The following is a 26,933-nucleotide window of genomic DNA, read 5'->3' as shown; positions in this document are numbered from 1 at the left end:
TCCGCTCGATTGCCGTCGCCACGCCCTGACCGCCACCGATACAGAGTGTCGCCAGGCCGCGTTTGGCGTCGCGGCGTTGCATCTCGTACAACAGCGTTACCAGAATGCGCGCGCCGGAGGCGCCAATCGGATGCCCCAGGGCGATGGCACCGCCGTTGACGTTGACCTTGTCCTGGCTCCAGCCCAGATCCTGGGCTACGGCCAGCGTCTGGGCAGCGAACGCCTCGTTGGCCTCGATCAGGTCCAGGTCGTCGATCTTCCAGCCGGCCCGTCTCAGGCAGCGTCGGGTCGCCGGTACCGGCCCGATACCCATGGTCGCCGGATCGACGGCGGCATTGGCGTAGGCACGGAGGGTCGCCAGGATTGGAAGACCGAGCTTCGCGGCCCGCTCGGCACTCATGATCAGCAGGGCGGCGGCGCCATCGTTGAGCGATGAGGCGTTGCCGGCGGTCACGCTGCCGGTCTTGGAGAATGCCGGCTTGAGCTTGCTCAAGGATTCCGCGGTAACGCCGTCGCGCGGCTGCTCGTCACGGTCGACGACGACCGGGTCGCCGCGTCGCTGCGGCACGCTCACCGGCGTGATCTCGGCATCGAAACGGCCAGCTTCTCGCGCTTTCGAGGCACGTCGCTGGGATTCGGCCGCATAGGCATCCTGTTGCTGGCGGGAAATGCCCCACTGCGCGGCCACGTTCTCCGCCGTGATGCCCATATGGTAGTCGTTGAAGGCGTCCCACAGGCCGTCGCTGATCATGCTGTCGAGCAGCTCGGCATGGCCCATGCGCAGCCCGGTTCGCGCCTTCGGCAGCACGTAGGGCGCGAGACTCATGCTTTCCATGCCACCGGCGACGATCGCGTCGGCATCGCCGCAACGGATCGCCTGGACGGCCAGGTGGACGGCCTTGAGCCCCGAGCCGCAGACCTTGTCGACGGTCATCGCCGGCACGTTATCGGGCAGGCCGGCTTCGATCGCCGCCTGGCGCGCCGTGTTCTGGCCCAACCCGGCACGCAGCACGTGGCCCATGATCACTTCATCGATGCCCGCCGGATCGATGCCATCGAGCACGCGGCGAATGACGGTCGCGCCCAAGGTCACGGCGGGAACGCTTGCGAGACCGCCCTGAAAGGTGCCGATCGGCGTGCGGGTGGCGGCGACGATGACAACATCGCGCATGGCGGTAGCGTTGGTATCAGGCATTGGCCGTCTCCCGCTTGTCGATCAGCGCGCAGCCGGTGGCTTCGCGAATCTCTTCGAGTGTCACTTCGGGCGCGAGTTCGGTCAGTGCCAGCCCGTTGTCGGTGACATCCATCACGCCCAGATCGGTGATGATGCGGTCGACCACGCCGACGCCGGTCAGGGGCAGATTGCAGGCTTCCAGGATCTTGTGTTCGCCTTTGGCGGTGTGGCTCATCAATACCACCACCCGCTGCACGCCGGCGACCAGATCCATGGCGCCGCCCATCCCCTTGACCATTTTGCCCGGGATCATCCAGTTGGCGAGATCGCCTCGTTCCGAGACCTGCATGGCGCCCAGAATCGCCAGATTGATATGGCCGCCGCGAATCATCGCGAAGGACTCGGCGTTGTCGAAGTAGCTCGAGCCGGGCAGGGCAGTGACGGTCTGCTTGCCGGCATTGATCAGATCGGGGTCGACGGTCCCTTCGGTTGGGAACGGCCCGATGCCGAGCAGGCCATTTTCCGACTGCAGCCAGACGTCCATGCCCTCGGGGATGTAGTTCGCCACCAACGTCGGCTGACCGATGCCGAGATTGACGTAGAAGCCGTCGCGCAGCTCGCCGGCGGCGCGCTCGGCCATCTGTTCCTTGGTCCAGGCCATCTCAGTTCACCTCCCTGAGCGTGCGTTTCTCGATACGTTTTTCCGGCGTCGGGTTGTGCACGATGCGGTGCACGAAAATCCCCGGCAGGTGGACGTCGTCGGGGTCGATGGCACCCGTCTCGACGATCTCCTCGACCTCTACCACGCAGACCTTGCCGGCCATGGCGGCCAACGGGTTGAAATTGCGCGCGGTCTTGTTGAAGCGCAGGTTGCCCGCCTTGTCGGCTACCTGTGCCTTGATCAGCGAGACATCGACCGGCAGACCACGCTCCATGACGTAGTGCTCGCCGTCGAACTCGCGCACTTCCTTGCCTTCGGCGATTTTGGTGCCATAGCCGGTCTTGGTGAAGAAAGCGGCGATACCGGCGCCGCCGGCGCGCAGGCGCTCCGCCAGTGTCCCTTGCGGACAGAATTCGAGCTCCAGTTCGCCGGAGAGATACTGGCGTTCGAACTCCTTGTTCTCGCCGACGTAGGAGGAGAGCATTTTCTTGATCTGGCGCGATTCGAGCAGCAGCCCGAGGCCGAATCCGTCGACGCCGGCGTTGTTGCTGGCCACCGTCAGGTCCTTCTTGCCGGTGTCGCGCAGGGCAACGATCAGCGATTCGGGGATGCCGCACAGGCCGAAGCCGCCGACGGCCATCGTCATGCCGTCTTCAATGAGCCCCCGCAGCGCGTCGTCGGCGCTGCCAAACAGTTTGTCCATGTGTCCTCGTCCTGAAACGGAAATCGCGCAAAAGGTCGTCTCGAAGCGATCGCGTCACCCCGAAAGCTCCGTTCAGACTAGCAATGAACGGGCGGGCACGCGCTGTCACAAGCGACCGATGGATGTGGACATTATCATCCGGGCGTAAGCGGCACAGGCGGGTTAGACGATAGTAGAATGCGCCGCCATGGGCGGCGCTAATCGTCTTCGCGGCAGGAAAGGTGGAGGACTAGCGAGGCAGATCGTCGAGATCATCGGTGCCGGGCAGCGAGACGAAGGCACCGGCCCGCGTGGCAGCGAAGGCACCGCAGCGGGCGGCAAACGTCAGCGCCTCCGTCAGTCGCGTTTCATTGGCCAGCCAGTCGGAAAGCGTCTCGCAGGTCACGTCGTCTCGTGCCAGGGAGGCCAGCAGCCCGCCGATGAAGGCGTCGCCCGCGGCCGTGGTGTCCACTGCCTGAACGCTGGGCGGCGTCGTCTGCAGCTGACGGTCGGCCAGATGGGCAGTGACTGGCCCCGGGCCGTCGGTGATGACGATCAGTCGGGCGCACTTGGCGAGCCTTGCACTGACCCACTCCTCCACGCTGCGATCGCCGCGCAGGATGTCGAGCTCCTCGGTGGAGAGCTTGATGACATGGGCACGCTCGAGCAGCTGTTCGACCAGCCCGATATCGATCTTGCCCTGCGGCCACAGCATGGCGCGCAGGTTGACATCGACGCTGATCAGGCAGCCGCCGCGCCGGGCGATGCTGGCGAGATCCAGCGTCGTGCGGGCGATGGCGGTGTCGGTCAGGCTATTGCTGCACAGGTGCACCAGGGCCGGCTCGGTGAAGATGCCCGGCGGCAGATGCTCACGCCGATAGAGCAGGTCCGCGGCGGGCGGGCGATAGAAGTCGAACTGACGCTCGCCCTGGCTATCGCGTGAGACGAAAGCCAGCGCCGTGCGCGCCTCGCGGGTTCGCCTCACGTGCTGGGTGTCGACGCCATAGCGGGTCAGTTCGTCGACCAGGAAGTCGCCGAAGCGATCGTCACCGATCATGCCGAGAAAGAGGCTGGGGACGCCCTGGCGGGCGCAGGCGACGGCCGCATTGGCCGGCGCGCCGCCGGCATAGGGCGTGAAGGTCTCGGGGCCGCTGTCGTCGCCCAGACGGCTGGACAACATGTCGACGAGGGCTTCGCCGAAGGCGATGATGGGGGTCATGGGTTACCGACTCTCTTGTCGAACGGAATCGAGATGCGGCGTTCGGGATCTCATCGAGCCCTGACTTTATCGAGCTCTGATCCTGCAAACTGCCGCACCAAACGTCATCACGGTACGCGGTGACTGCGCGCTTCCTCGAGCAGTGCAAACCACGTTGGGCGATCGAGTTCGAGATTACTGCTCAACAGCAAATTGTCGATACGCCTTTCATTCAACGTTCCGGTCACCGGAATCGGCTTGCCGGGCAGACGACGCAGCCAGGCCAACGCCAGCCCCGCGGTGGTCGAATTGAGCTGCTCCGCCAGCCGCGAGAGCGCCGTGCCGAGCACGTCCTCGAAGACCGAGCCGCCGCCCAACGGCGACCAGGCCATCGGCGCCAGCCCATCGGCCAGAACGGCATCGTAGAAACCGTCGAACAGCGCATCCGGATGCGCCAGCGAGAGCTCGAGCTGGTGAACGCCGAGGCGATGGTGCATCGCGGCCTGCAGGCGGCGCCACTGTTCCGGCAGGAAGTTGGAGACGCCTACGGCGCCGACCTTGCCGGCGGCAATGGCGTCATCCAGCGCTCGCGCCGCGGCTTCGGTATCCATCAGCGGGTCGGGGCGGTGCAGCAGGAAGTGATCGAGACGGTCGACGCCGAGACGAGAAAGGGAGCCGTCGATGACCTGCGTGAGATGGCGTTCGGAGGTGTCGTAATGCTTGACCCCGAAAGGGGAGGTGTCGCGGTGGGGCAGAACGATATTGCCCTTGGTCACCACCCGAACCCGGGACTTGAGCGACGGCCGCCGGGCCAGTGCCTCGCCGAAGCGCTGTTCGCCCAGATGGTTGCCGTAGCTGTCGGCGTGATCGAACCAGTGCAACCCCTGATCGACCCGGGCTTCCAGCCAGTCGGCAAATTTTTCGACGTCGTCGAATTCGGGGCGCTCGTTGAGGCGCATCATGCCCAGGATGAAGGGCGAATCGAAAACCAGGTCGTCACTCACGCCGACTGCGCCTCCCGCACGATCGTGGTGGATAGGAGATGCTGGCCGTCCGGCACCAGCCAGACCGGATCGACCCGGGTGCAGGCCGCTTCGACGCATAAGAAACGCTGACCGACCGCGGACGGCGTGTCGCCCGGCAAAGCGTCGCCGGGATGCCACACGACAGTCGAGTCGCTGCCCTGCTTGCTGATCAGCAATCGACGCTGACCATCGTCGAGAGTCACCGGGCGGTTGGATTGATAGATGCGATCGAGCGCGCCGCGAATGCCGAGTTCACCCTGCTGGTGATGCTCGGCGAAGTGTTCGAGCTTGTCCAGGTAGCGCGCGCCGGCCAACCCCTCGATACGACATCGATGGGTATCGGCGACGGCAAAATAGGTGTGCAGCGCGGCGGTCATCTTGACCGGCGTGGTGCCGACGTGGCGCGTCATCAGCTCGACGCTGAGCCGCTGCGCGTTGGCATGAACCACGGCGTTGGGAACGAGTTGATCATGCAGCCGTTCCTGCGGGGAGAGATGGATCTCGACGCCGCTGCCGGTCACGCTCTCGTCGATGGCATCGACCCGCCACGCCGCCGTGCGCGCGGGGCCATGCATGGGGCCCTTGCCGTCGGGTGACTCGTCGGCGAACCACGGCCAGCACAGCGGGATTCCGCCACGAATGGCGCCGGGCATCGGCTGAGGTGTGGGCGTGACCCACAGCCAGCCATCCTCCGCACCGGACGCCGGGCGGGTGCCCTCGGCTCGCTCGGCTTCGGGGACCAAAGGTAGGAAATGCAGTAACTGGGCGCCTTGCAGCGAGATCGCAAGCTCCCCCCAGTCGGCATTGATGACCAGCACGCGCCGGCCTTCCCACTCGGTCTCTCGCTGGCCGTCGGTTGCATCGACCAACTGCCGCAGCGTATCGGGAATCATGTCACCTCCTCGTTGTGCAGGGCTTCCGCCGCGCCCAGCAATCCGGTCCACGGCGCTGTCACCACCCAGGTGGGGATGCCGGCATTGTAGGCGCTAAGGCGGCCCTTGTCGGCAAAGGCGCGACGGAAGTCGCTGCGCGGCAGCCATTCGATCAACCGGGGGGTGATGCCGCCGCAGAGGTAGACGCCGCCGAGGGCGCCGAGCGTCAGCGCGGCGTCGCCGGCCGAACCGCCGAGGATCTTGAGAAAGCGCATCAGCGTCTCGCGGGCGACTCGGTCGCCGGCCCGCGCCGCCCCGGTCACTTCCGCCGGCGTATTGTAGCGCGGGGTCGTCTTGAGCAGCGCCGCGTGAGCGAGGTAGAGGTCGAGCAGGCCCTGACCGCACAGCAGACGCTCGATCGAGACGCGCCCGTAGCGGGCTCGAAAATAGTCGAGAAGCTGTCGCTCGCGCTTGTCGGTGGGGGCGAAAGTGGCGTGGCCACCTTCGGTGGTGAGCGGGATCCAGTGGCGTCGACTGGGAATCAGACCGGCCACGCCAAGCCCCGTGCCGGGGCCGATGATCAGACGGGGGCGGCGGGCCTCGGCTTCACCTTCTCCGATCTTGACCAGATCCTTCTCGTCGATATGAGGGATCCCCAGCGCCTGGGCGGTGAAATCGTTGATGACCTTGAAGTTGGACAGCCCCAGCGCCTGGGCGACCGCCTTCTTGGAAAATGCCCAGTCGTTGTTGGTCATCTTGACCCAGTCTTCATGAACCGGGCAGGCGAATGCCAGACAGGCTTCCTCGGGCGCCTCGGCGCCGACCTGTTTCAGATAGGCCTGAATGGCTTCGACCAGACCGGCATAGCGCGCGCAGGGCAGCGTCTCGACCGATTGAAGCTCGACGCTACCGGGCATGACCAGCGCGAAGCGCGCGTTGGTTCCGCCAATGTCGCCGATCAAGGCGGGAGTCGTCATGTATGCCCTCCGGGCAAGTCGGCGGCATCGAAGCCGCCAAAGGTCGCCGCGCCTTCCTCGGCCCCGCCGACCAGTTGGCGGAAGCCGGCGAACAGTTCGCGGCCCATTCCCTGATGATAGTGATCCAGGTCGCAGGTCGCCGGTTCGCGTTGCGCCCAGGTTTCGGCATCCACCAGCGCTTCGAGCACGCCGTTATCCGGGTCGAGCAGGACCGTGTCGCCGTCGCGCAGGTAGGCGATCGGGCCAGCGTCGACCGCTTCCGGGGTGATGTGGATGGCCGCGGGTACCTTACCAGAGGCGCCTGACATTCGCCCATCGGTGACCAGTGCAACCTTGTGGCCGCGATCCTGCAGCACCCCCAGAAACGGCGTCAACTGATGCAGTTCCGGCATGCCGTTGGCGCGCGGGCCCTGGAAGCGCACGACCACGACGATGTCACGGTCCAGTTCTCCATTCTCGAATGCCGCCTTGACCTGGCTCTGATCGTCGAAGATGCGCACCGGCGCTTCGACTCGGCGGAACTCGGGCTTGACCGCCGAGACCTTGATCACGCCGCGCCCCAGGTTGCCGTCGAGCACGGCCAGACCGCCCGTAGGCGAGAAGGGGCGGGTCGCCGGCCGCAGCACGTCTTCGTCGAGACTCTGCTGCGTGCCTTCACGCCAGATCAGACGATCCCCTTCCAGGAACGGCTCCTGAGTGTAAGCCGTCATGTCGGTGCCGAAGGCGGTGCGCACGTCGGCATGCAGCAGCCCCGCAGAGAGCAGCTCCCGGACCAGGAAGCTGACGCCACCGGCGGCATGGAAGTGATTCACGTCAGCCTGACCATTGGGGTAGATCCGGGTCAGTCCGGGAATCACCGTCGACAGCTCGGCGAAGTCGTCCCAGGTGATGGTCAGACCGACGGCTGCAGCCATCGCTACCAGATGCAGGGTGTGATTGGTCGACCCGCCGGAGGTGAGCAGTCCGACCATGGCGTTGACGATGGCGTGGGCGTCGATCTGCTTGTAGAAGGGGTGATAGTCGCCGCCCTGGTCGCTGTTGCGAATCACCTGCTCGGTGCTGAAGCGGGTAATGGCGTCGCGCAGCGGGGTGCCCGGGTTGACGAACGAGGTGCCCGGCATGTGCAGGCCCATCATCTCGAGCATCAGCTGATTGGAGTTGGCGGTGCCGTAGAAGGTGCAGGTCCCGGCGCTGTGGTAGGAGTCCGACTCCGCTTCCAGCAATGCATCGCGGCCGACCTTGCCCTCGGCGTAGAGCTGTCGGATGCGCGATTTCTCGGCGTTGGGCAGGCCGCTCGGCATCGGCCCCGCGGGAACGAACACCGCCGGCAGGTGGCCGAAGCGCGCGGCGCCGATGAACAGACCCGGCACGATCTTGTCACAGACACCGAGATAGAGTGCGCCATCGAACATGTTGTGCGACATCGCTATCGCCGTCGACATGGCGATCACGTCGCGGGAAAACAGCGACAGCTCCATCCCCGGCTGGCCCTGGGTCACGCCATCGCACATGGCCGGCACGCCACCGGCAAACTGCGCGGTGCTGCCCATGCCCCGGGCGGCGTTCTTGATCAGTTCGGGAAAATGCTCGAGAGGCTGGTGCGCCGACAGCATGTCGTTATAGGAAGAGACGATGCCGATATTGGTACTGTTCATCAGCTTCAGGCTGTTCTTGTCGCCTGCGTTGCAGGCGGCGAAGCCGTGAGCCAGGTTGCCGCAGGAGAGCTCGGCACGGTGGACGCCGCGGCGATGTTGCTGCTGCATGCGGTCCTCGTAGAGGCGGCGGCGGTCGGCGGAGCGGTCCTCGATGCGCCTCGTCACACGATCCAAGGTGGGGTTGAGCGTCATGGTGTGCCTCATCGAGCAGTCAGGTTTATTTGGTAAACTTACCAAAAAAATATCGCCATTGTTCGAGAATGCGCCTTTCGTATTAGTCTTTTGGGGTAATATTTTTTCACGTTCCGATGTTCTAGACTGCGTGTACTAGACTATTCGGCAGCTTGCGGTGATGACACGGCACCCCGGCTTTCAGCGCCGTCATCACCCGACGTTCGCGTCATGCCATCATCTGAATCAAGTCATCAATGAGGAGAGCACCATGACACTGCGTGTCGCCATCAACGGCTTTGGCCGTATCGGTCGGAATGTACTCCGCGCCATGTACGAGAACGGTTACCGGGATCGGATCGACGTCGTTGCCATCAACGACCTGGGCGATCCGGCGCTCAATGCCCACCTGTTGCGTCACGACAGCGTCCACGGGCATTTCGGATTCGAAGTCACCCACGATAGCGATACTCTGAGCGTAGACGGGGATAGCATCCGCATCCTCTCCGAACGGGATCCGGCGCAGCTACCCTGGAAATCGCTCGATGTCGATCTGGTGATGGAGTGTACCGGCCTGTTCACCAGCCGTGCCGCCGCCGCCAAGCACATCGAAGCGGGTGCCGGACGGGTGCTGATCTCCGCCCCCAGCGGAGATGCCGACGCAACGATCGTGTTTGGCGTCAACGAGGGGACGTTGACGGCGGATCATCGCGTGGTCTCCAACGCGTCCTGCACCACCAACTGCCTGGCACCGGTCGCTCAGGCGCTGCAGGACAGCGTGGGTATCGAGAATGGCCTGATGACCACGGTGCATGCCTACACCAACGACCAGAACCTGTCTGACGTCTATCACAAGGATCCGTACCGGGCGCGCAGCGCCACGCAGTCGATGATCCCGACCAAGACCGGTGCCGCGGCGGCGGTTGGACTGGTGCTGCCGGAGTTGAACGGCAAGCTCGACGGTCTCGCCGTGCGCGTGCCGGTGATCAACGTGTCGCTGGTGGACCTGACCTTTACTGCCGGTCGCGACACGAGCAAGGAAGAGATCAACGAGATTCTCGAAAAGGCTGCCGCCAAGTCACCGGTGCTGGCGGTGAACTCGCAGCCGCTGGTCTCGATCGATTTCAACCACGATCCCAACTCCTCCACTTTCGATGCCAACCACACCCGTGTGAACGGCCGTCTGGTCAAGGTCATGGCCTGGTACGACAACGAATGGGGCTTTTCCAACCGCATGCTGGACACGGCGCTGGCGATGCAGGCGGCCAGCTAGTCCGGAAGAGGCCAGCCAGTCCGGAAGAAATCGTCCGGAAGAAATCGTCCGACAACGATGTAGAGCGAGGGGTGACTGAGAATCTGTCACCCCTCGCTTCGATGGTTTCCCGCGTTATCTCTATCCGGATCTTCCCTTCCCCGATTTTCTTCCAGATTCCTCTTTCCAAGTTCACTTTCCAAATCCTCTTTCCGGCACCTTGCAGTGCGGGCTTCTCCGCTACCTCCGCTATCGTGACGGAGCCGCTGGCGCTCGAAGTAGCCGCTGTTTTGTGCTCAAGTCATCCATTCTGGCGTCGATAGAGCCCTGTATGCTGGTCAATTGTGTCGGCAGGCTTGGCGTTGCCGGGCTGACCCTCTAGTGTAAGGCCACCTACGGCTCCATTTTTTCACCATGCATCGAGGTTGGCGGCGCCATGCAGGACAACATCATCAACGCGCATCGCCTGATTGGCGAAATCATCCACGACCCTGGAGAAGAGCGGCGCGGCAAGATCGTGGGCGTCGACCAGGCCCGTTCTACACCGGTGATTTTCGTGATCTGGCAAGAGCGGGCGGGGATACAGCGCTTCGAATTGACCCGCGACGAGCTTCGCCAGCTGGCGGACGCCTGCTGTCGGCCGCGCCCGACGGCGCAGGATCGACGGGGTCGAGGCAGTGATGACGCGCCGGTTTCATCCGATGATGGCGTGTCCGCGTCATCGGCATTTGCTCAACGTCGTGTCGGCTATCGCTGACACGATCCTGGTTTACCACCCAGCCGCCTGGAAACAGCACCGCGGCGAGACGAGGCCGGAGTGCATGGATTCGAGGGATGCCTTCGTGCATGGCGAGCGAAGCTTGGGCGCGGAAGCGCAACAGTGGCTGCAATCCTTGCCCGGTACGGCTTACGCCACCGACTCGGCCTGGTGGCTGGGCGAGGTTCGCTTTGTCGCCGATTCCATCAGCACGTTGAGTCACCGGTCTGCCGCGGATCATGCGTCTCAACCCGAGCTGTGGTTGGCGCAGGTTGCCGAAACCGAGCGCTGGCCGTTGCTCGAGCAACTGCAGCAGGCAATGACCCGGGGCGACTCTGCGGTGCGGCTCTCCTACGTCATCGAGAGGCGCGATGGCTCGCAGTGCGCGGTCGATGACAGTGTCAGCATTCAGCGTGACGCGAGCGGTGCGGTAGAGGCTCTGGTCGGGCTGCTGCAGGCGAGCCCCGTCGCGGCGGCGAAGGATGGCCCGCCGCTGCAGTCTCTGCTCGATCATGGTGGCGATATCATCATGGCGCTCGATGAAGACCTCGACTGCCACTATGTCGCGGGTAACACGCAAGAGACGCTGGGCGTGACCACGGCGTCGCTGCTCTCGGCTTCGCTGTTCGCTTTGATGGCGCCGGAGGATGGTTCTCGGATTCGGCGGCTGCTGGTGGAGGGGGGCGCGGAGGCCGGTTCGCCGATGGTAGAGCTGCGATTGAGGCACCGGGATGGCGGATATCGCTGGTTCGAGATCCATTTTTCGCCCTATCCGTTGCCGCTGGGGCCGCCCGAGGAGCCGTCAGTGATGCCGGGTTGGGTCGCCATCGCCAGGGACATCACCCGTCGCCGCCAGCAGTCGCTGCAGTGGAACGCGTACACCGCCACGGACGAGCTGACCTCGGCACTCAATCGCGAGCCGTTCATGGGCTTGCTCAGACACGCCTTCGCCAGCGCAGACGCGGGAGCCCGCTTCACGCTGATCGTGTTCGATGTCGATCATTTCAGCGACATCAATCAGGCGTGGGGACGCGAGGGCGGCGACCTCGTGCTCAGCTGTATCGGCGAAATGTGCCGGGCGACACTGAGAGAACGATTCAGCTTCGGCCGTTTGGGCGATGACTCTTTCGCGCTGCTGATGAGTGGCAAGTCATTGCAGGAAACGGCTGCCATTGCCGAGAAACTGCGTGGCCGCTTTGCGTCGACCCGAGTGGAGTTTCATGGTCATTGGCTGTCTTTCTCGGTTAGTCTTGGAATCGCCGAACGGCGCGGTGGGGAGCTCGCGGAGGCCATGCTGGCGCGGGCGGAGGCGGGCATGCAGGATGCCAAGCAGCACGGAAGGGATCGTGTGCAGCAGGCGCTCTGAGGCGCCGTTCGAGCCTGCCTTCGCCCAGTCGGCAATCAGCAGGGTCGGTTTCGAGCAGGATCGGTATTCGCAGGAACAGGCGCCAAGCCAGTCAAAGAGGGGAACGATAATGGGAAGATTACTGCTGGCCTCGCTGCTCAGCCTGATGTGTGTGTCGGCGTGGGCCGAAGAGGTCGAGGGTCCGCATGTCCAGGGAGAGACTTTCGAGTACACCACGGGCGGCCAGACTTATCAGGGATATCTTGCCTACAACGCCGGCGATGACGAGCCTCGCCCCGGCGTGTTGCTGGTGCATGAATGGTGGGGGGTCAACGACTACATCAAGCACAAGGCCGACCAGCTGGCCGCGCTGGGTTTCGTCGCCTTGGCGGTGGATATGTACGGGGATGGCAAGGTGGCTCAGCATCCCAAGGATGCCAAGGAATTCTCAAGCCAGGTCATGCAGGATTGGCCTTCGGCGCGAGCGCGCCTGGAGGCGGCGATGGCGGCGTTGCGGGAGCATCCCGCCGTGCGCGAGGACCGGATGGCAGCGATCGGTTACTGCTTCGGGGGTGGCGTGGTCATGAACATGGCGCTGGCGGGAATGCCACTGGACGCCGTGATCAGCTTTCATGGCAGCCCGACTCAGGTGGTGACCAACCCGCAGCCGTTCGATGGTCTGGTGCGCATCTACAACGGTCAGGATGATTCGCTGGTCGACCCCGAGGCGCTCGACGGTATGGCGGCGGCGCTGACGAAGGACGGCGCCAATGTTCGCGTGGTGCAGTATCCTGGCGCCAAGCACGCCTTCACCAATCCGGATGCTGACGCGCTGGCCGAGAAGTACGATCTTCCGCTCGGTTACAACGCCGCCGCGGATGCCGCGTCCTGGCAGGCCGCGCTGCTGACGCTGGATGAGGCGTTGAATCAGTAGCTGCCCGGCGGCCATGGTCAGGAATACAGGCTATGGCCAGAAAACAGAAGCCACAAAAAAACCACGAGCGGTCACGTTCGTGGTTTTTTTGTGGTCGATCGAGACTAGCCCCAGGGGCGGCCAGTCTTAAGGATGGCTAGTCATAAGGACGGCTAAGGGCGAGAACGCGCTTGGCCAGGGCGATCATCTCGGGGTCGCCGGTATGCTTGTCGGGAACGTCGGAGAGCTTGACCACCGGCAGCCAGTGCTGGCCTTCCGGTCTGGCCTCGACCATCTTGATCACCATGTTCATCGGTTCGACGCCGACATCGTTGGTGAAGTTGGTCCCGATGCCGAACGCCATGCCGACACGGCCCTGGCAGAACGACTGGATTCGCTCGACTTTCTCCGGCGTCAAGGCATCGGAGAAGATGATCGTCTTGCTGCGCGGGTCGATTCCCAGCTTCTCGTAGTGGGCGATGGTCGACGCCGCGAAGTCGATCGGGTCGGCGCTATCGTGACGCACGCCGTCGAAGAGCTTGGCGAACTTCTTGTCGAAACTCTCGAAAAATGCGCGCGAAGTGAAGGTGTCGGTCAGCGCAATGCCCAGATCGCCGCGGTAGACATCGACCCAGTGCTCCAGTGCCAGACTGTTGGCCATCTTGAAGCCAAAGCGCGCGCCGTGGAACATGAACCATTCGTGGGCGTGGGTGCCGATGGGCTTGACCCCATGGCGCATTGCCAGCAGCACATTGCTGCTGCCGCTGAACGCCTCGCCGCCGTGATGCCGCAGCGCGCCGACCACCCGGTCATGAACATCGAAGGAGAAACGTCGGCGCGTGCCGAATTCGGCGATTTTCAGGCCCAGCCGCTGATACTGTTCGATCTTGGTCCGGGTGCGCGCTTCGACCGTTGCATCGTCATCGCGCTCGACGCCGCGCAGGCGATACCAGAGCTCGCTGATCAGCGCCATCAGCGGGACTTCCCATAGGATGGTGCGATACCACAGCCCTTCGATGGTGACCGAGAGTTCGGTTCCCGTCTGCTCGATGACCACTTCGGCAGGGTTGTAGCGAAAACCGGCCAGGAAATCGAGATAGGTCGGATCGAGATAGGGGCAGGTGGTCTCGAGGTACTGCTTTTCCGCATCGCTCAGGACGAGGCTGGCCATCGCGTCCACTTCGCGTCGCAGCGCTTCGCCGAATCCGGCGGGAAAAGCATGCTCGCCACGATTGATGAACGCGTAGCGCGCCTGCGCGTAGGGAAAGCGCTTGATCACGGCGTTCTGCATCGTGATCTTGTAGAAATCGTTATCGATAAGCGAAGTCAGCATGAAAACTCGTCATCAGCATGAACACAATCCGCGGTCGGTATCACCAGCGAGCGTTTCTTCAAGAGGATTGATTACACGAATACCATGATACCGAACATTGTCGCGACGAAACCGCCGAACAGCAAAAGACCTGCCAGCGACAACAGAATCAGCAGATAGCCTAATATCAACCCGGCCAGTGCCCAGCTGTCGCCGGATTCGTGCTTGCGGCGAATCTGGCGTCGGGCCAGATGGCCGCAGACGACGCCGCCCAAGGCGGCCGGGGGCACCAGAGTCCCCACCACGCTCAGGGCGAAGGCGACCAGGGCCATGGTGTTGGTAGGCGCTGGTGGCGGCGTTGGCTGATCGGGAGGAGAAGAGGCGAATGTCATCGTATGGAGCGGCTCACGAATCCAGGATTGTCTCGTGAGTATCGCACGCTTGCCCATGGCTCTCGACGTTTTCAAACCGGAACAGGGAGCAACGAGGGGCAAATGACCGAAACGCGTAACAGGAGAGACGGGATGGCATTGCGGGTCGAAAATATCGGAAGTCTGGCCGCCAGCCAGGCGCCGCTCTGGAATGCCGTTGTCGGCGATCGCTATCCGTTTCTGCGACACGAATTTCTGGCGGCACTGGAAGCCTGCGACTGCGCCAACACCGATACCGGCTGGGAGCCGGACCACCTGATGGTATTCGATGGCGATCGGGCGGTGGCGGTACTGCCGCGCTATGCCAAGTATCACTCCCGCGGCGAGTACGTGTTCGACTGGTCATGGGCGGATGCGTGGGAGCGCGCGGGGGGCGATTACTACCCCAAATCGCTGTCGGCGATTCCGTTCACGCCCGCCACGGGACCGCGACTGGCGGTCGTCGAAGACGTGGATCGACGCGCGGTGATCGCGGCGTTGGCGCCGGTGATTCGTGACACCGGCCTGCAAAGCTGGCACCTGCTGTTTGCCGAAAGCGGCGAAGTGGACGACTGGCAGGCGTCATTCGACGCCCCGCTGCTGGAGCGCCAGGCGGTGCAGTTTGCCTGGCAAGACGATGACTTCGGCGATTTCGAGGGCTTTCTGGCCCGGATGAGTTCGCGCAAGCGCAAGGAGATCCGGCGCGAGCGTCGCAAGCTGGCCGAGCAGGGCTTCGTGTTCGAGCGGTTGACCGGGACGCAGATCGACGATCGCGCGCTGGCCCAGTTCTATCGCTGCTACTGCATGACCTATCTGGAGCGTGGTCAACGTCCCTATCTGACGCTGGAATTCTTCATCCGGCTGCGCGACGGCCTGACCGATTCGCTGATGCTGGTGCGTGCCAGCGTGGAAGGGCGGGCCGTGGCCGCGGCGCTGTGCTTTGAAGGACGAGGTTGCGAAGGGCAGGGTCTCGAGGGAAAGGGAACGCTCTATGGTCGCTACTGGGGCAGCGAGGTCGAGGCCGATTTTCTGCATTTCGAGACCTGCTACTACCAGGGGATCGAGCACTGCCTGGCGCGTGGCCTGTCCCGTTTCGACCCGGGGACGCAAGGCGAACACAAGCTGACGCGGGGCTTCGCGCCGGTCATCAGCCGCTCGCTGCACTATCTGGACCACCCCGGGTTTCGTGATGCCGTCGAGAGCTTCTGTCGTGAAGAACGGGCCCATGTTCAGGCCTATTTCGAGCAGTGCCGGTCCCGCTTGCCGTTCAAGGATTCAGCATCCTGAATTCGTGGCATCTGGCGCGAGCCGGGCTGCCAGCGTGAGTGATATGCTGAATCCCGATCATACTGGGCGGTAGCGCTCGCCGTGACGAGGACAGAGATTCAATGGGTTTTCTTACCGAAGCGGCTGTGCTGCTGGGTGCCGCGATCATCGCGGTTCCGCTATTCCAGCGTCTGGGCCTGGGGTCGATCCTGGGCTATCTCTGCGTCGGCTTGCTCGCGGGGCCGTCTATCAGCGGCTTCATCTCCGAACCGGAGTCGGTACTGCATTTTTCCGAGTTCGGCGTGGTGATGTTGCTGTTCATCATCGGTCTGGAGCTCGAACCGAAGCGCCTCTGGTCGCTGCGCAAACGTCTGCTGGGGCTGGGGACTCTGCAGATGGCCGGCTGCGCGGCGCTGCTGATGCCGGTCGGGCTGATGCTGGATCTGCCGCCGAGCATCGCCATCTTTCTCGGGCTCACGCTGGCGTTGTCGTCGACGGCCTTTGCGCTGCAGGTGCTCAACGAGCGGCGCCAGCTGGCGACGCCGCACGGGCAGAGCGCGTTTTCGATCCTGCTGTTTCAGGACCTGGCCGTGATACCGCTGCTGGCCGCGCTGCCGTTTCTGGCCGGACGTGCCGATGCCGCGCCGGATAACGGCTGGGTCATCGCCCAAAGTATTGGTGTGGTGATCGCCGCCATTGCCTTCGGTCGCCTGGTCTTTCCCCGCGTGCTGGCGCTGATCGCGCGCAGTGATGTCCACGAGATATTCACGGCCGCGGCGCTGTTTCTGGTGCTGGCGATGGCCCTGATCATGCAGTGGGCGGGGTTGTCGATGGCGCTGGGCGCCTTCCTGGGCGGTGTGATGCTGGCGGACACCCCGTATCGGCACGAGCTCGAAGCCAATATCGAGCCGTTCAAAGGGTTGCTGCTGGGGCTTTTCTTCATTGCCGTCGGCATGTCGGTCAATCTGGCGTTGGTGCTGGACAACGTCTGGCTGGTGCTGGGACTGGCCATCGCGATGACGCTGGCCAAGTCGGTGGTACTGGCGATCGTCGGCCTGCTGGCACGGTTGCCCCGCACGGAAATCCCTCGCCTGGCGGCGATCATTTCACAGGGCGGCGAGTTCGATTTCGTCCTGTTGACCGCCGCGGTAGCCGCCGGTGTCATCGACCAGCGCATCGCCAGCCTGTGTATCGCGGCGGTGACGCTGAGCATGGCGGCGACGCCGTTTCTGTATCGCCTGGGCGAGAGAGCGGGTGACCGTCTCAAGGAGAGCCGGCCGTTCGATACCGACTTCGGCGACGACACCCCTCCGGTGATCATCGCTGGCCTTGGTCGTTTCGGGCAGATGGTCGGACGTATGCTGAAGATGCAGGGCATCAGTTTCACCGCGCTGGACCCCAACATCACCCAGGTCGAGTTCATTCGCCGGTTCGGTTCGCGCATTTTCTATGCCGATGCCACCCGGCTCGATCTGCTGCGCGCGGCAGGCATCGACAAGGCGCGCCTGCTCGTCATCGCGGTGGACAGCGAAAGTGCCGCGCTGACCATCGCACAATTGGCGAAGACGCATTTTCCCCATCTGACCGTCTACGCGCGAGCGCGTAACCGGCATCACGCCTGGAAGCTGATGGAAATCGGCGTCGATGGCGTGGTTCGCGAAACCTTCGCCTCGAGCATGGAGATGAGCGTCGAGGTGCTCAAGGGGTTGGGCTATCCCAGCGCCAATGCCATCAATGCGGTGCGCACCTTTCGCGATTTCGATAATCAGTTGCTCAAGGATACCTACGCCCATCGCAACGATACCGAGCAGCTGATGGCGACCGAGAAGGCGGCCATGGCCGAGCTGCAATCGCTGTTTCAGCAGGAGCTCGATCGCGGACGTGCCCGCGACAGCCAACGCGAAGAAGACGTCGCCGCCAACGACCACGAGGAGACCCGCGATGACGCAGACACTGAAGCGCCGGCTCGCGGCGCTTGAACTCGCAACGGATGGCGTGCTCACGCCGCTTTCCGGTGGCGACAGCGGTGCGGGGCTATGGCGGGTCGATGGTACGACGCCCTGTATCGTCAAACAGGATTCGCCACAGCGTGTCGCCGGCGAGGCCGACGGTCTCAGGGCGCTGGGCGACGTCTGTCGCGATCTCATCGTGCCCGCCGTGCTGGCAGAGGACGGTGATCTGCTGGTGATGGAAGCCCTGGATGGCACGGGGCCGCGTGATGCCGCGGCGCTGGGCGCAGGCTTGCGCCAGATGCACCGGGATTCGCGGGAGGCGGGGGCCGAACATGGCTGGCCGCGGGATAACGCCTGCGGCCTGACGCCCCAGCCCAACGCGTCGCTGGCGGACGGTCGCGTGTTCCAGCGCGAGCGTCGTTTGCTGCCGTTGGTGAGACTGTGCCGCGAGCAGGGGTTGCTGGACGCCGCGCTCGCCGAACGCATCGAACGCCTCGCCGAGTCGCTCGAAAGCTGGCTGCCCGATGTATCGCCGTCGCTGGTCCACGGCGATCTATGGTCGGGCAACGTGCTGTTCACGCCGACCGGACCGGCGATCATCGATCCCGCCATCTATCGGCACTATCCGGAGGTAGACGTCGCCATGCTGACCCTGTTCGGCGGCCCGGGCGACGCGTTCTTCGAGGCCTACTGGAATGGTGAACGCCCTGCGGACTGGGAACGACGCGAGGCGCTGTTCCAGCTATATCCGTTGCTCAACCATCTCTATCTGTTCGGTCCGGGTTATCTCGGAAGCGTCTCGCGGGTGGTGGATCGCGTGTTGGCCGGCTGACGGTATCTCAACGATCGTCAGCGTGTCGGGGTGCGGACATCGGAGGGGGAAACCGCCTCGCCGATGATGTGGTGGCCGCGGGTATTGAGCGTCAGCGCATAGAGCGACGTGGTGGCACAGATGTACAGCCGGTTGCGACTGATACCGCCGAAGCAGACGTTGGCCACGGTTTCCGGAACCAGAATGCGACCGAGGCGCGCGCCATCCGGGGCATAGCAGTGAACGCCGTCCCCGGCGCTCGTCCAGAGATTGCCGGCGACGTCCAGGCGGAATCCGTCGAATAGCCCGCGGTCGGATTCCGCGAACACCTCGCCGCCGCTCAGGCGATAACCCTCCTCCACGCGGAAGCGACGGATATGACGGGGGCCGCCATCACGATGCGTGGCGCCGGTGTCGGAAACGTAGAGCCACGCCTCGTCTGGGGAAAAGGCCAGGCCGTTGGGCTTCTCGAAGTCGTCGGCCACCCGAACCAGCGCGCCGTCGACGGTGAGGCAATAGACGTGGCAGCCCAACTCGGAAAGGCGTTTACCACCTTCATAGTCGCTATCGATACCGTAGCTGGGATCGGTGAACCAGACCGAACCGTCGGACTTGACCACGACGTCGTTGGGCGAGTTGAGTCGGGCGCCCTCGAAGGTATCGGCAAGCGTGGTGACGCGGCCGTTGTGTTCGGTGCGCGTGACGCTGCGGCTGCCGTGCTCGCAGGTGATCAGGCGACCCTCCCGGTCAAGGGTCTGGCCGTTGCTGAACGCCGAGGGTTGGCGAAAGGTGGAAACATGGCCGTCGTTCTCGTCGTAGCGCAGAATGCGATCGTTGGGGATATCCGACCACAGCAGATAGCGTCCGGCGGCAGAATAGGCAGGTCCTTCGCACCAGCGGCCCGCTTGCCAGAGATGATCGAGCTGGCCGTTGAGCAGGATCAGGGAAGAGAAACGTTCGTCTTCGATGACGAGCCAGTCAGGGTAGGGCATGGTAGGCAATCTTGTCGGTTTGGAAATTGCCCAGTGTCGAGGCTCGCGGCGGTAATGTCTTTGCGACGAAAGTGTCTTGTGACGAAAATGGGGCCTCCGACGCCGAACCGGGAGTGTCGATCCGGCGTCGTCGCGTTACTGCACTGACCCGGAAGATTCGGTGGGTGCAGAGGACGTGCCAATGCCCGCTGTCGGGTAAAGCGTTATACGCTCGAAGAAGGTATCGATGATGCGCGGCCCGATCTCGCCGATATCGTAGCGGTCGGGGCCGCGGAGCCAGTCATGCATCAGGCCCAGAAACATCGACATCAGCATGCGACAGGCGATCTCCGGTTCGACGCTTTCGACCAGGGTGCCGGTGCGATGCGCCTCCTGAAAGCGCTCGACCATGGTTTCGAAGCACTCATCGGAGAGCTTCTGATGGAGATCGAGAATATCGACGTCACTGGATGACTCGCAGCAGTGGAAAAGAATCGTATGAACCCGCCGGGACCGAGGGCGCTGCAGCCTGGCCAAGGCATGAAGTGTGGCGAGACGAAGGCTTTCCAGTGGCGCTCGCGGGCGCTCCGGGTCCTCGACATCATCCAGTAACTGGCGCAGTGGCATCTTGACCCGGTCCAGCATGGCGTGAAACAGGTCGGACTTGTTCTTGAAGTGCCAATAGACGGCGCCGCGAGTCATGCCGGCCTGACGCGCGATCTGTTCGAGCGAAGTTCGTGACACGCCGCGTTCGAGAAAAATGACTTCGGCCGCGTCCAACAGCGCTTCGCGGGTTGCCTCTGCTTCGGCCTTGGTGCGTTTGGGCATGGGGATGTCGTCGACAGGTGAGTGGTGGGCGAGCGTGGACCGGCATTTATTGGAGTGTGATTAAAACCGCCGTCGACAGAGCATAACCAATTTCTCTTCAAGTTTACATTCATGTATGTATGCCTGTAAGCTCGCCACATTAACTTAAGTATCATTCTTCCAGGACGGAGACTCATGCGCCCTAATCTCAAGAATTGCACCCTCGGTTTCGGTGGGGCGTTGTTGCTGTCGCTGGTATTGGCCGGCTGCGGCGGCGATGATCAGCAGAGCGCGAAGCAACAAGGTGGCGGGCAACAGCAGAAGCCGCCCGCGAAAGCGGAAGTGATGGAGGTCGAGGCGCACGATGTCGCGCTCTCCAAGGAATATCCCGCTCAGGTTCGCAGCAACCGCGAAGTGACCGTCATGGGTCGTGTCGAAGGCGTCCTGGAAGCGCGGCACTATCGCGAGGGCAGCATGGTCGAGAAGGGCGACAAGCTCTTCACCATCGAACAGGCGCCCTACGAAGCGACGGTAAAACAGAATTAGGCCGACGTGCAGAGTGCGCAGGCCGAGGTTTCCCGTGCCAAGCGTGATGCCGAGCGCTACGCCCGGCTCTACAATCAGAACTCCGTCAGCCAGCAGCAGCGCGACCAGGCCAAGGCAGACCTGAGCACGGCGCAGGCGGCGCTGGCACAGGCGCGGGCGGCACTGGACAGCGCCCAGATCAATCTCAGCTATACCGAGGTCAACGCCCCGGTCAGCGGCATGATCAGCCTGAGCGAGATCAATGTCGGCAACCTGGTGCAGCCGCCCCAGGAGTTGGCGACCATCACCCCGCTGAATCCGATCGAGGTTCGCTTCTCGCTGCCCGCCGATGACGCCTTTTCGCTGCGCCAGCAGCGCCAGAAGGAAGACGAAGGCGCAACGGATACCGTGATTCTGACCGCGCCGGGTACGGAAAGTGCCTCTCGGGACGCGCTCCAGTTGCGCGGCAAGCTGGACTTCCTGGGCTCCCGGGTCGATGAGTCCACCAGCACGGTACAGGCCGAGGCCGTGTTCCAGAATGATGACCAGCTCTTTCTGCCCGGACAGTTCGTACGGATTTCTCTGCCGCATGTGATGCGTTACGACGTCTACGCCGTACCGGCCATCGCCGTGACCGAAGGTCTCAAGGGGCCTCAGGTGTTCGTGGTGAACGGTGAAGGCAAGGCCGAATCGCGTTTCGTCTCGCTGGGCGAGATCGCCGGCGACTGGCAGATCATCACCGAAGGCCTGAAGCCCGGCGATCGTGTCGTCGTATCGGGGATCGGCAGCATCTCCGCCGGCGATCAGATCGATGCCCAGCCGTTCACCGGCAAGGTGCCTGCACCGCAGAACAACGCTGGCGAAAATCCGTCCCAGGAACCTGATGCAAAGGGTGGTGAAGGCGTCGAGGGCGCCCGTCGTGATGCCCAAGACGGACAGAACGGAGCCAACTGATGAACTTTGCCAGCGTTTTCATCAGGCGCCCGATCTTTGCCACGGTCGTCTCGGTCATCATTACGCTGATTGGCCTGATGGCCATGAGGACGTTGCCGATCGAGCAGTATCCTCCCGTGGTACCGCCGACGATCAGTGTTTCCGCGACCTATCCCGGCGCCAGTGCCCAGACCGTTTCCGACACGGTCGCATCCGTCATCGCGCAGGAGATCAATGGCACCGAGGACATGATCTATCTGACCTCGTCGAGTTCCGACAGCGGTCAGATGTCGATGAGTGTCTATTTCAATATCGGTACCGATCCGCAGACGGCGACGATCAACGTCAACAACCGGGTTCAGCGGGCGTTGTCGCAGCTCCCGAGCGAGGTACAGTCACAGGGCGTCACCGTCGAACAGCGTTCGTCTAGCATCCTGTTGTTCGTCGGTATCACGTCGACCTCGGATGCCTACGATTCGCTCTACCTGACCAACTACGCCAACATCAATGTGACGGACGAGCTTTCGCGGCTTCCCGGCGTCGGGCAGGCGGAAGTCCTTGGCAGCCAGGAATTCGCCATGCGGGTCTGGCTCAACCCGGACAAGCTGGCGCAGTACGATCTGACGCCGGCAGAGGTGTCTTCGGCGATCCAGGCACAGAATGCGGTCGTGGCGGGCGGCAAGCTCGGTGCCGAGCCCCAGAGCAACCCGACGCCGTACACGTACACCATCACCACCGAAGGTCGTTACGAGAGCGTCGATCAGTTCCGGAACATCATCCTGCGAACCAACGCTGACGGCTCGTCGCTGCGTTTGAGCGATGTCGCGCGGATCGAGCTGGGCAAGAACAGCTACGGCATTCAGGCCTACGTCAACAACAAGCCGATTGCACCGATTGCGATCTATCTGCAGCCGGGGGCCAATGCGCTGGACGTGGCCAAGGAAGTCAAGGATTCCATGGCGGATCTCAAGACACGGTTCCCGCCGGGACTGGACTTCGAGATCCCCTACGACACCACGCTGTTCATCGATGCTTCCATCCAGTCGGTCGAACACACGTTCATCGAGGCTCTGCTTCTCGTCGCGGTGATCGTGTTCGTGTTCCTGCAGAGCTGGCGTTCGACGCTGGTGGCGATGTCGGTAGTGCCGATTTCGGTGGTGGGTACGTTTGCCGGGATGTATCTGCTCGATTTCTCGATCAACCTGCTGTCTCTGTTCGGCATGATACTGGCGATCGGTATCGTGGTGGACGATGCCATCGTGGTGATCGAGAACGTCGAACGCATCATGGAGGAAGACGAAGAGGCGACTCCGTTCAGTGCGGCGCTCGAAGCGATGAAAGAGGTTTCCGGCGCGGTCATCGCGACGGCGTTCATCATGTCGGCGGTATTCGTGCCGGTGGGTTTCATGAGCGGCCTGACCGGACAGATGTACCAGCAGTTCGCGATCACCATCGCGATCTCGGTCGCGATCTCGGCGATCGTGGCATTGTCGTTCACGCCCGCCATGAGCGCGATCTTCCTCAAGCATCAGGATCGCATCCAGCAGTCCGGCTTCGTGCGCGTCATTCGTAAGCCGTTCGACTGGTTCAACAAGCTCTTCGACAAGATCACCGACTTCTTCATGGCGATCACCAACTTCATCATTCATCAGCTGTGGCTGGTGCTGGTAGGTCTGGCTGCCGCCGGTGTCGTTTCCTGGTTGATCTTCGCCCAGCTGCCGGCGGCGCTTCTGCCTTCCGAGGACCAGGGCGTGGCGCTGGCCTCGGTCAGCCTGCCGGCAGGGTCGTCGGTGGCGCGCACGGATGCCTACGTGCAGGAGTTGAGCCAGCGGCTGCGTGATGCCGTTCCCGGAATCAATTACGTGACCGGCATTCCGGGCTTCGACATTCTGTCGAGTTCGCCCAATACCGCCAAGGGCACGGTCTTCGTCACCATGAAACCGTGGGAAGATCGCGATATCACCATCGATCAGCTGACCCAGAAAATCATGCAGATCGGTGCCCAGATTCAGGGCGGAAAGACGGTTGCCTTCAACCTGCCGCCGATCCAGGGCCTGTCGCCCACCGGCGGGTTTACCGGTTATCTTCAGGCTTACGGCGGCGATACCGCGCAGCAATTGGCCGAGGCGTCGGGTAAGGTGATGCAGGCGGCGGCCAAAAGGCCTGAGCTTGCGGGCGTGTTCTCGTCGCTGGATGTCAACGTGCCGGTCTACAAGGCGGATGTCGACACCGAGAAGGCCCGGAGCCTGGGCGTGGACATCGGCGATTTGAACACCACCATGGCGAGTACCTTCGGTAGTGCGTTCGTCAACTACTTCACCAGTTCGGGCCGCAACTTCCAGGTCTATCTCCAGTCCGAGGACGATTTCCGACGCAATCCGGATGATCTCAGCAAGGTCTACGTGCGCGGTGGCGATGGTCAGCGCATTCCGCTGTCCGAGCTGGTCACGCTCACTCGTGACAAGGCCCCGTCGGTGCTGCAGCGTTACAACACCTATTCGGCCGCTCAGTTCTCCGGCGGGCCGGCGCCGGGCTACAGCTCCGGAGAAGCGGTGCAGGCGATGCAGGAAGTCGTTGCCGACACGCTGGGCACCGATTACGGGATGGGTTGGAGCGGCGAGGCCTATCAGCAGGTCAATGTCGGTACCGCGGCGACGCTTGCACTGTCGTTCGGCGTGATCATGATGTTCCTGATTCTGGCGGCGCAGTACGAGAGCTGGACGTTGCCGTTGGCGGTGGTGTCGGCAGTGCCGTTCGCCTTCGTCGGCGCGATTCTCGCGGTCTACCTGGCGGGCTTGAGCACGAGTGTCTATCTGCAGGTGGGCTTGCTGGTGGTGGTCGGGTTGGCGGCGAAGAACGCCATCCTGATCGTCGAGTTCGCCGAGCAGCAGCGCAAGCACGCGGGGCTGTCGGTGATCGATGCAGCCAAGGTGGCGGCTCGTCAACGTTTCCGTCCGATCGTGATGACCTCGCTGGCCTTCATCGGCGGCACCTTGCCACTGGCGCTGGCGTCAGGCGCCAGTGCGGCGAGTCGTAACCAGATCGGCACGCCGGTGGTGGGCGGGATGATCTCGATCACGCTGCTGGCCACGATTTTCGTTCCGGCGACCTACGTGCTGATCATGAAAGTCACACACGGGTTGCAATCGAGGTTCGGCAAGGGCAAATCGCGTAACGATAGCCACCAGGAAGCTCGCGACAGCCACTAATTTCTGAAGTCGATATGACCGATGGTTCGGTCTTTCAAAGGCAACCTCCCTTGGAGGTTGCCTTTTTTATTGGCTTCTTCTCATCGACTCCTCCCATGGACTCGGCAATCTTCCAAACAGGCTTTGACGCTTCCCGGCCGGTGGCATATATCTGTAGACAGGGCTCGCGTCTGTGCCGAGACAGACAGGGTGGCACCGGCGGCGACGGCAAGCCCGTCGTGCCGGCGAGTCATTGCCCCGCGCATCGACAGAGAGCAGCCATGGCCTTGATCTTCCTAAATTAACGTCGGTTATGGCCGTGCCTGCCGCCTGGGCGCAGGATGTTGGGTGGACGCTGGTTAATATTGACTGGTGGACCGAATGTTCAGGGAGGCTGAACATGGCGCAGGCCGCAGTAGATGGCAGGAAAAGTCAGACGGCTGCGAGAGCTGGGGGGAATCCCGGCAGGTCTGTGTCGGTAACCGGCTCCGGCGCGTCCAACTCGCCGGACAATCTATTGTCGCGGCCCGTTCCCAGCTCGTCGAGTCGCCAACGTCGCGTCCTGTTCGTGACGACCGAGATTGCCGATTTCATCAAGGCCGGTGGGCTGGGCGATGTCTCCGCCGCGTTGCCGCGTGCGCTGAAACCCACTTACGACGTGCGTGTGCTGATGCCCGGTTATCGTCAGCTGCTGACCGCCGGTCGGCCGATCGTGCACGTGGCCAGCCTGCCCGCCCGGCATGACCTTCCCGCCTGCGAGATAGGTCGTCTTCTTTGTGAAGACGGATTGATCGTCTACGTCGTGCTCTGTCCGGAACTCTACGACAGGGTCGGCAACGCCTACGGCGATGAGCTGGGCGTCGGGTGGGCGGACAACGACATCCGCTTTGCGCGTCTGGCGATGGCGGCTGCCGAGATCGTCAACGACGCCTCGCTGCTCGAGTGGCAGGTCGAGTTGCTGCACCTCAACGACTGGGCAACGGGCCTGACGGCGGGCTACGTGCGCTGGCTCGGCAAACGCTACGTGCCGTCGGTCTACACCATCCACAATCTCGCCTATCAGGGGCTCTTTCCCGTCGAGCGTCTTGCGGCGCTGGGGATCCCCTCCACCGCGTTCCATATCGATGGCGTGGAGTTTCACGGCCAGCTCTCTTTCATGAAGGCGGGCCTTTCCTACGCATCCCATGTCACGACGGTCAGCAGCAATTACGCCGACGAGATCACGTCGGCGCCGCTCGGCTGCGGACTGGAAGGCCTGCTCAAGAAGCGCGCGCTGGAAGGGCGGCTCAGCGGCCTGCTCAACGGCATCGACGATCACTGGGATCCGCGTACGGATCCTCATCTGGCGCCCAACTTCGGTATCAACGACTGGCATGGCAAGCGCGCCAACACGCAGCGCGTGCGTCGCATGTTCGGCCTGGCACCCAGCAGCGGTCCGCTGTTCGCGGTGGTGTCTCGGCTGGTGGCGCAGAAAGGGCTAGACCTCACCATTCAGGTCGCCGACGCCATCGTCCAAGCCGGTGGACAACTGGTGGTGATCGGTCGAGGCGAGTACGTCATCGAGCAGGCGCTGATCGCAATGGCGGCGCTCTACCCAGGCCATGTCGGGGTCAATATCGGTTTCGATGAAGGCGAGGCGCGCCAGATCTACGCCGGCAGCGACTTCCTGCTGATGCCGTCCCGCTTCGAGCCCTGCGGCCTCAGCCAGCTCTACGCGCAACGTTTTGGCTCGCTGCCGATCGCCCATCGAACCGGCGGGCTGGCGGACACGATTCAGGACGGCATCAATGGTCTGCTGTTCGATGACATGAGCCTGGAAACCTATCGCGCCACCGTGCTGCGGGCCTTCGACCTGTTCCGCGCGACCGATCTGTTTTACGCCATGCGTCGAGCGTCGATGGCCGGGAGGCTACATTGGCGTCAGGCAGTGATTCCCTATCGACGGCTATATGCCGATCTGTTGACGGAGGCGATAGTGCGATCCGATGACGTCGTGACGAGACGATGATGACCGCTGCCGGTGGTGATCGCACCAGAGCGAATTTCCCTTCTTCCCCCTCCGGCCAGTCCGGGAAC

At 63.2% G+C, this 26,933-nt stretch carries 23 protein-coding genes; 11 read left to right on the top strand and 12 right to left on the bottom strand.

Annotation, left to right across the window (positions count from 1 at the left end):
* The 8 genes from BTW07_RS18030 to edd form a co-directional block, all read right to left on the bottom strand.
* On the bottom strand, positions 1-1,171 hold a 1,171-nt coding region (locus BTW07_RS18030; protein ID WP_075571557.1), incomplete at its 3' end, for an acetyl-CoA C-acetyltransferase.
* A 16-nt stretch (positions 1,172-1,187) separates the two neighbouring features.
* Positions 1,188-1,835: a CoA transferase subunit B gene (locus tag BTW07_RS18025; protein WP_075571549.1), complete on the bottom strand. Its 648-nt coding sequence runs from the start codon at positions 1,833-1,835 to the stop codon at positions 1,188-1,190.
* A gap of 1 nt (position 1,836) precedes the next feature.
* Positions 1,837-2,538, bottom strand: coding sequence for a CoA transferase subunit A (locus tag BTW07_RS18020; protein ID WP_075571548.1), 702 nt, complete (start codon positions 2,536-2,538; stop codon positions 1,837-1,839).
* A gap of 229 nt (positions 2,539-2,767) precedes the next feature.
* Entirely contained in the window at positions 2,768-3,736 is a 969-nt protein-coding gene (locus tag BTW07_RS18015) for a carbohydrate kinase family protein (RefSeq protein WP_075571547.1), read from the bottom strand.
* A 107-nt stretch (positions 3,737-3,843) separates the two neighbouring features.
* Positions 3,844-4,719 (bottom strand): aldo/keto reductase, encoded by an 876-nt coding sequence (locus BTW07_RS18010; RefSeq protein WP_232823769.1) that lies wholly within the window; start codon positions 4,717-4,719, stop codon positions 3,844-3,846.
* Positions 4,716-5,633, bottom strand: a complete 918-nt coding sequence (locus BTW07_RS18005) for a D-hexose-6-phosphate mutarotase (protein WP_075571546.1) — start codon at positions 5,631-5,633, stop codon at positions 4,716-4,718. The genes BTW07_RS18010 and BTW07_RS18005 overlap by 4 nt, the downstream gene beginning before the upstream one ends.
* On the bottom strand, positions 5,630-6,589 hold the full coding sequence (gene glk / locus BTW07_RS18000) for a glucokinase (protein ID WP_075571545.1): 960 nt from the start codon (positions 6,587-6,589) through the stop codon (positions 5,630-5,632). Before glk ends, BTW07_RS18005 begins: the two co-directional genes overlap by 4 nt.
* Complete coding sequence (edd, locus tag BTW07_RS17995; protein WP_083942050.1) at positions 6,586-8,436, bottom strand: phosphogluconate dehydratase; 1,851 nt, start codon at positions 8,434-8,436, stop codon at positions 6,586-6,588. The genes glk and edd overlap by 4 nt, the downstream gene beginning before the upstream one ends.
* A gap of 250 nt (positions 8,437-8,686) precedes the next feature.
* On the opposite strand from edd, the gene gap reads away from it, so the two are divergent.
* From gap to BTW07_RS17975, 4 genes are all read left to right on the top strand, one after another.
* On the top strand, positions 8,687-9,688 hold the full coding sequence (gap, locus tag BTW07_RS17990) for a type I glyceraldehyde-3-phosphate dehydrogenase (RefSeq protein ID WP_075571543.1): 1,002 nt from the start codon (positions 8,687-8,689) through the stop codon (positions 9,686-9,688).
* Between the two features lie 415 nt (positions 9,689-10,103).
* Positions 10,104-10,424, top strand: coding sequence for a hypothetical protein (locus tag BTW07_RS17985; protein WP_075571542.1), 321 nt, complete (start codon positions 10,104-10,106; stop codon positions 10,422-10,424).
* A 64-nt stretch (positions 10,425-10,488) separates the two neighbouring features.
* Positions 10,489-11,790, top strand: a complete 1,302-nt coding sequence (locus tag BTW07_RS17980; protein ID WP_075571541.1) for a GGDEF domain-containing protein — start codon at positions 10,489-10,491, stop codon at positions 11,788-11,790.
* 109 nt (positions 11,791-11,899) lie between these two features.
* Positions 11,900-12,703 carry a dienelactone hydrolase family protein gene (locus BTW07_RS17975; RefSeq protein ID WP_075571540.1) on the top strand — a complete coding sequence of 268 codons (804 nt, stop codon included), beginning with the start codon at positions 11,900-11,902 and terminating at the stop codon, positions 12,701-12,703.
* A 136-nt stretch (positions 12,704-12,839) separates the two neighbouring features.
* On the opposite strand, the gene pncB is transcribed toward BTW07_RS17975, so the two are convergent.
* Together pncB and BTW07_RS17965 are read right to left on the bottom strand one after the other, a co-directional pair.
* Positions 12,840-14,015, bottom strand: a complete 1,176-nt coding sequence (gene pncB, locus BTW07_RS17970; protein WP_075571539.1) for a nicotinate phosphoribosyltransferase — start codon at positions 14,013-14,015, stop codon at positions 12,840-12,842.
* Positions 14,016-14,086: 71 nt separating this feature from the next.
* Complete coding sequence (locus tag BTW07_RS17965; RefSeq protein WP_232823768.1) at positions 14,087-14,386, bottom strand: DUF4190 domain-containing protein; 300 nt, start codon at positions 14,384-14,386, stop codon at positions 14,087-14,089.
* Between the two features lie 132 nt (positions 14,387-14,518).
* On the opposite strand from BTW07_RS17965, the gene BTW07_RS17960 reads away from it, so the two are divergent.
* The 3 genes from BTW07_RS17960 to BTW07_RS17950 all read left to right on the top strand — a co-directional run bounded on the left by BTW07_RS17960 (position 14,519) and on the right by BTW07_RS17950 (position 18,454).
* Entirely contained in the window at positions 14,519-15,691 is a 1,173-nt protein-coding gene (locus tag BTW07_RS17960; RefSeq protein WP_075571537.1) for a GNAT family N-acetyltransferase, read from the top strand.
* A gap of 101 nt (positions 15,692-15,792) precedes the next feature.
* On the top strand, positions 15,793-17,649 hold the full coding sequence (locus tag BTW07_RS17955) for a monovalent cation:proton antiporter-2 (CPA2) family protein (RefSeq protein WP_075571536.1): 1,857 nt from the start codon (positions 15,793-15,795) through the stop codon (positions 17,647-17,649).
* Entirely contained in the window at positions 17,612-18,454 is an 843-nt protein-coding gene (locus BTW07_RS17950) for a fructosamine kinase family protein (protein WP_075571535.1), read from the top strand. The genes BTW07_RS17955 and BTW07_RS17950 overlap by 38 nt, the downstream gene beginning before the upstream one ends.
* A 17-nt stretch (positions 18,455-18,471) precedes the next feature.
* Here the strand turns inward: BTW07_RS17950 and BTW07_RS17945 are convergent, their stop codons facing one another.
* Together BTW07_RS17945 and BTW07_RS17940 are read right to left on the bottom strand one after the other, a co-directional pair.
* Positions 18,472-19,425: an SMP-30/gluconolactonase/LRE family protein gene (locus tag BTW07_RS17945; protein WP_075571534.1), complete on the bottom strand. Its 954-nt coding sequence runs from the start codon at positions 19,423-19,425 to the stop codon at positions 18,472-18,474.
* Positions 19,426-19,560: 135 nt separating this feature from the next.
* Entirely contained in the window at positions 19,561-20,232 is a 672-nt protein-coding gene (locus tag BTW07_RS17940; RefSeq protein ID WP_075571533.1) for a TetR family transcriptional regulator, read from the bottom strand.
* A 174-nt stretch (positions 20,233-20,406) separates the two neighbouring features.
* On the opposite strand from BTW07_RS17940, the gene BTW07_RS20220 reads away from it, so the two are divergent.
* From BTW07_RS20220 to glgA, 4 genes are all read left to right on the top strand, one after another.
* Positions 20,407-20,757 carry an efflux RND transporter periplasmic adaptor subunit gene (locus tag BTW07_RS20220; protein WP_244158448.1) on the top strand — a complete coding sequence of 117 codons (351 nt, stop codon included), beginning with the start codon at positions 20,407-20,409 and terminating at the stop codon, positions 20,755-20,757.
* A gap of 6 nt (positions 20,758-20,763) precedes the next feature.
* Positions 20,764-21,690 carry an efflux RND transporter periplasmic adaptor subunit gene (locus tag BTW07_RS17935; RefSeq protein WP_244158446.1) on the top strand — a complete coding sequence of 309 codons (927 nt, stop codon included), beginning with the start codon at positions 20,764-20,766 and terminating at the stop codon, positions 21,688-21,690.
* On the top strand, positions 21,690-24,878 hold the full coding sequence (locus BTW07_RS17930) for an efflux RND transporter permease subunit (RefSeq protein WP_075571532.1): 3,189 nt from the start codon (positions 21,690-21,692) through the stop codon (positions 24,876-24,878). Before BTW07_RS17935 ends, BTW07_RS17930 begins: the two co-directional genes overlap by 1 nt.
* A 379-nt stretch (positions 24,879-25,257) precedes the next feature.
* Positions 25,258-26,865, top strand: coding sequence for a glycogen synthase GlgA (gene glgA / locus BTW07_RS17925; protein WP_083942046.1), 1,608 nt, complete (start codon positions 25,258-25,260; stop codon positions 26,863-26,865).
* Positions 26,866-26,933: the final 68 nt, after the last annotated feature.

Origin of the sequence: Salinicola socius (genome assembly GCF_001937195.1) — a bacterium.
GTDB classification, from domain to species: Bacteria; Pseudomonadota; Gammaproteobacteria; order Pseudomonadales; family Halomonadaceae; genus Salinicola; species Salinicola socius.
This window is presented reverse-complemented; position numbering and strand designations above follow the sequence as displayed.

Coding starts and splice junctions, on each gene's coding strand:
- BTW07_RS18020 (WP_075571548.1), bottom strand. CDS start 2,538: ATGGACAAACTGTTTGGCAGCGCCGACGACGCGCTGCGGGGGCTCATT.
- BTW07_RS17975 (WP_075571540.1), top strand. CDS start 11,900: ATGGGAAGATTACTGCTGGCCTCGCTGCTCAGCCTGATGTGTGTGTCG.
- BTW07_RS17945 (WP_075571534.1), bottom strand. CDS start 19,425: ATGCCCTACCCTGACTGGCTCGTCATCGAAGACGAACGTTTCTCTTCC.
- glk (WP_075571545.1), bottom strand. CDS start 6,589: ATGACGACTCCCGCCTTGATCGGCGACATTGGCGGAACCAACGCGCGC.
- glgA (WP_083942046.1), top strand. CDS start 25,258: ATGGCGCAGGCCGCAGTAGATGGCAGGAAAAGTCAGACGGCTGCGAGA.
- BTW07_RS17955 (WP_075571536.1), top strand. CDS start 15,793: ATGGGTTTTCTTACCGAAGCGGCTGTGCTGCTGGGTGCCGCGATCATC.
- BTW07_RS17980 (WP_075571541.1), top strand. CDS start 10,489: ATGGATTCGAGGGATGCCTTCGTGCATGGCGAGCGAAGCTTGGGCGCG.
- pncB (WP_075571539.1), bottom strand. CDS start 14,015: ATGCTGACTTCGCTTATCGATAACGATTTCTACAAGATCACGATGCAG.
- BTW07_RS17940 (WP_075571533.1), bottom strand. CDS start 20,232: ATGCCCAAACGCACCAAGGCCGAAGCAGAGGCAACCCGCGAAGCGCTG.
- BTW07_RS17950 (WP_075571535.1), top strand. CDS start 17,612: ATGACGCAGACACTGAAGCGCCGGCTCGCGGCGCTTGAACTCGCAACG.
- BTW07_RS17930 (WP_075571532.1), top strand. CDS start 21,690: ATGAACTTTGCCAGCGTTTTCATCAGGCGCCCGATCTTTGCCACGGTC.
- BTW07_RS18015 (WP_075571547.1), bottom strand. CDS start 3,736: ATGACCCCCATCATCGCCTTCGGCGAAGCCCTCGTCGACATGTTGTCC.
- edd (WP_083942050.1), bottom strand. CDS start 8,436: ATGACGCTCAACCCCACCTTGGATCGTGTGACGAGGCGCATCGAGGAC.
- BTW07_RS18025 (WP_075571549.1), bottom strand. CDS start 1,835: ATGGCCTGGACCAAGGAACAGATGGCCGAGCGCGCCGCCGGCGAGCTG.
- BTW07_RS17960 (WP_075571537.1), top strand. CDS start 14,519: ATGGCATTGCGGGTCGAAAATATCGGAAGTCTGGCCGCCAGCCAGGCG.
- BTW07_RS20220 (WP_244158448.1), top strand. CDS start 20,407: ATGCGCCCTAATCTCAAGAATTGCACCCTCGGTTTCGGTGGGGCGTTG.
- BTW07_RS17985 (WP_075571542.1), top strand. CDS start 10,104: ATGCAGGACAACATCATCAACGCGCATCGCCTGATTGGCGAAATCATC.
- gap (WP_075571543.1), top strand. CDS start 8,687: ATGACACTGCGTGTCGCCATCAACGGCTTTGGCCGTATCGGTCGGAAT.
- BTW07_RS18005 (WP_075571546.1), bottom strand. CDS start 5,633: ATGATTCCCGATACGCTGCGGCAGTTGGTCGATGCAACCGACGGCCAG.
- BTW07_RS17965 (WP_232823768.1), bottom strand. CDS start 14,386: ATGACATTCGCCTCTTCTCCTCCCGATCAGCCAACGCCGCCACCAGCG.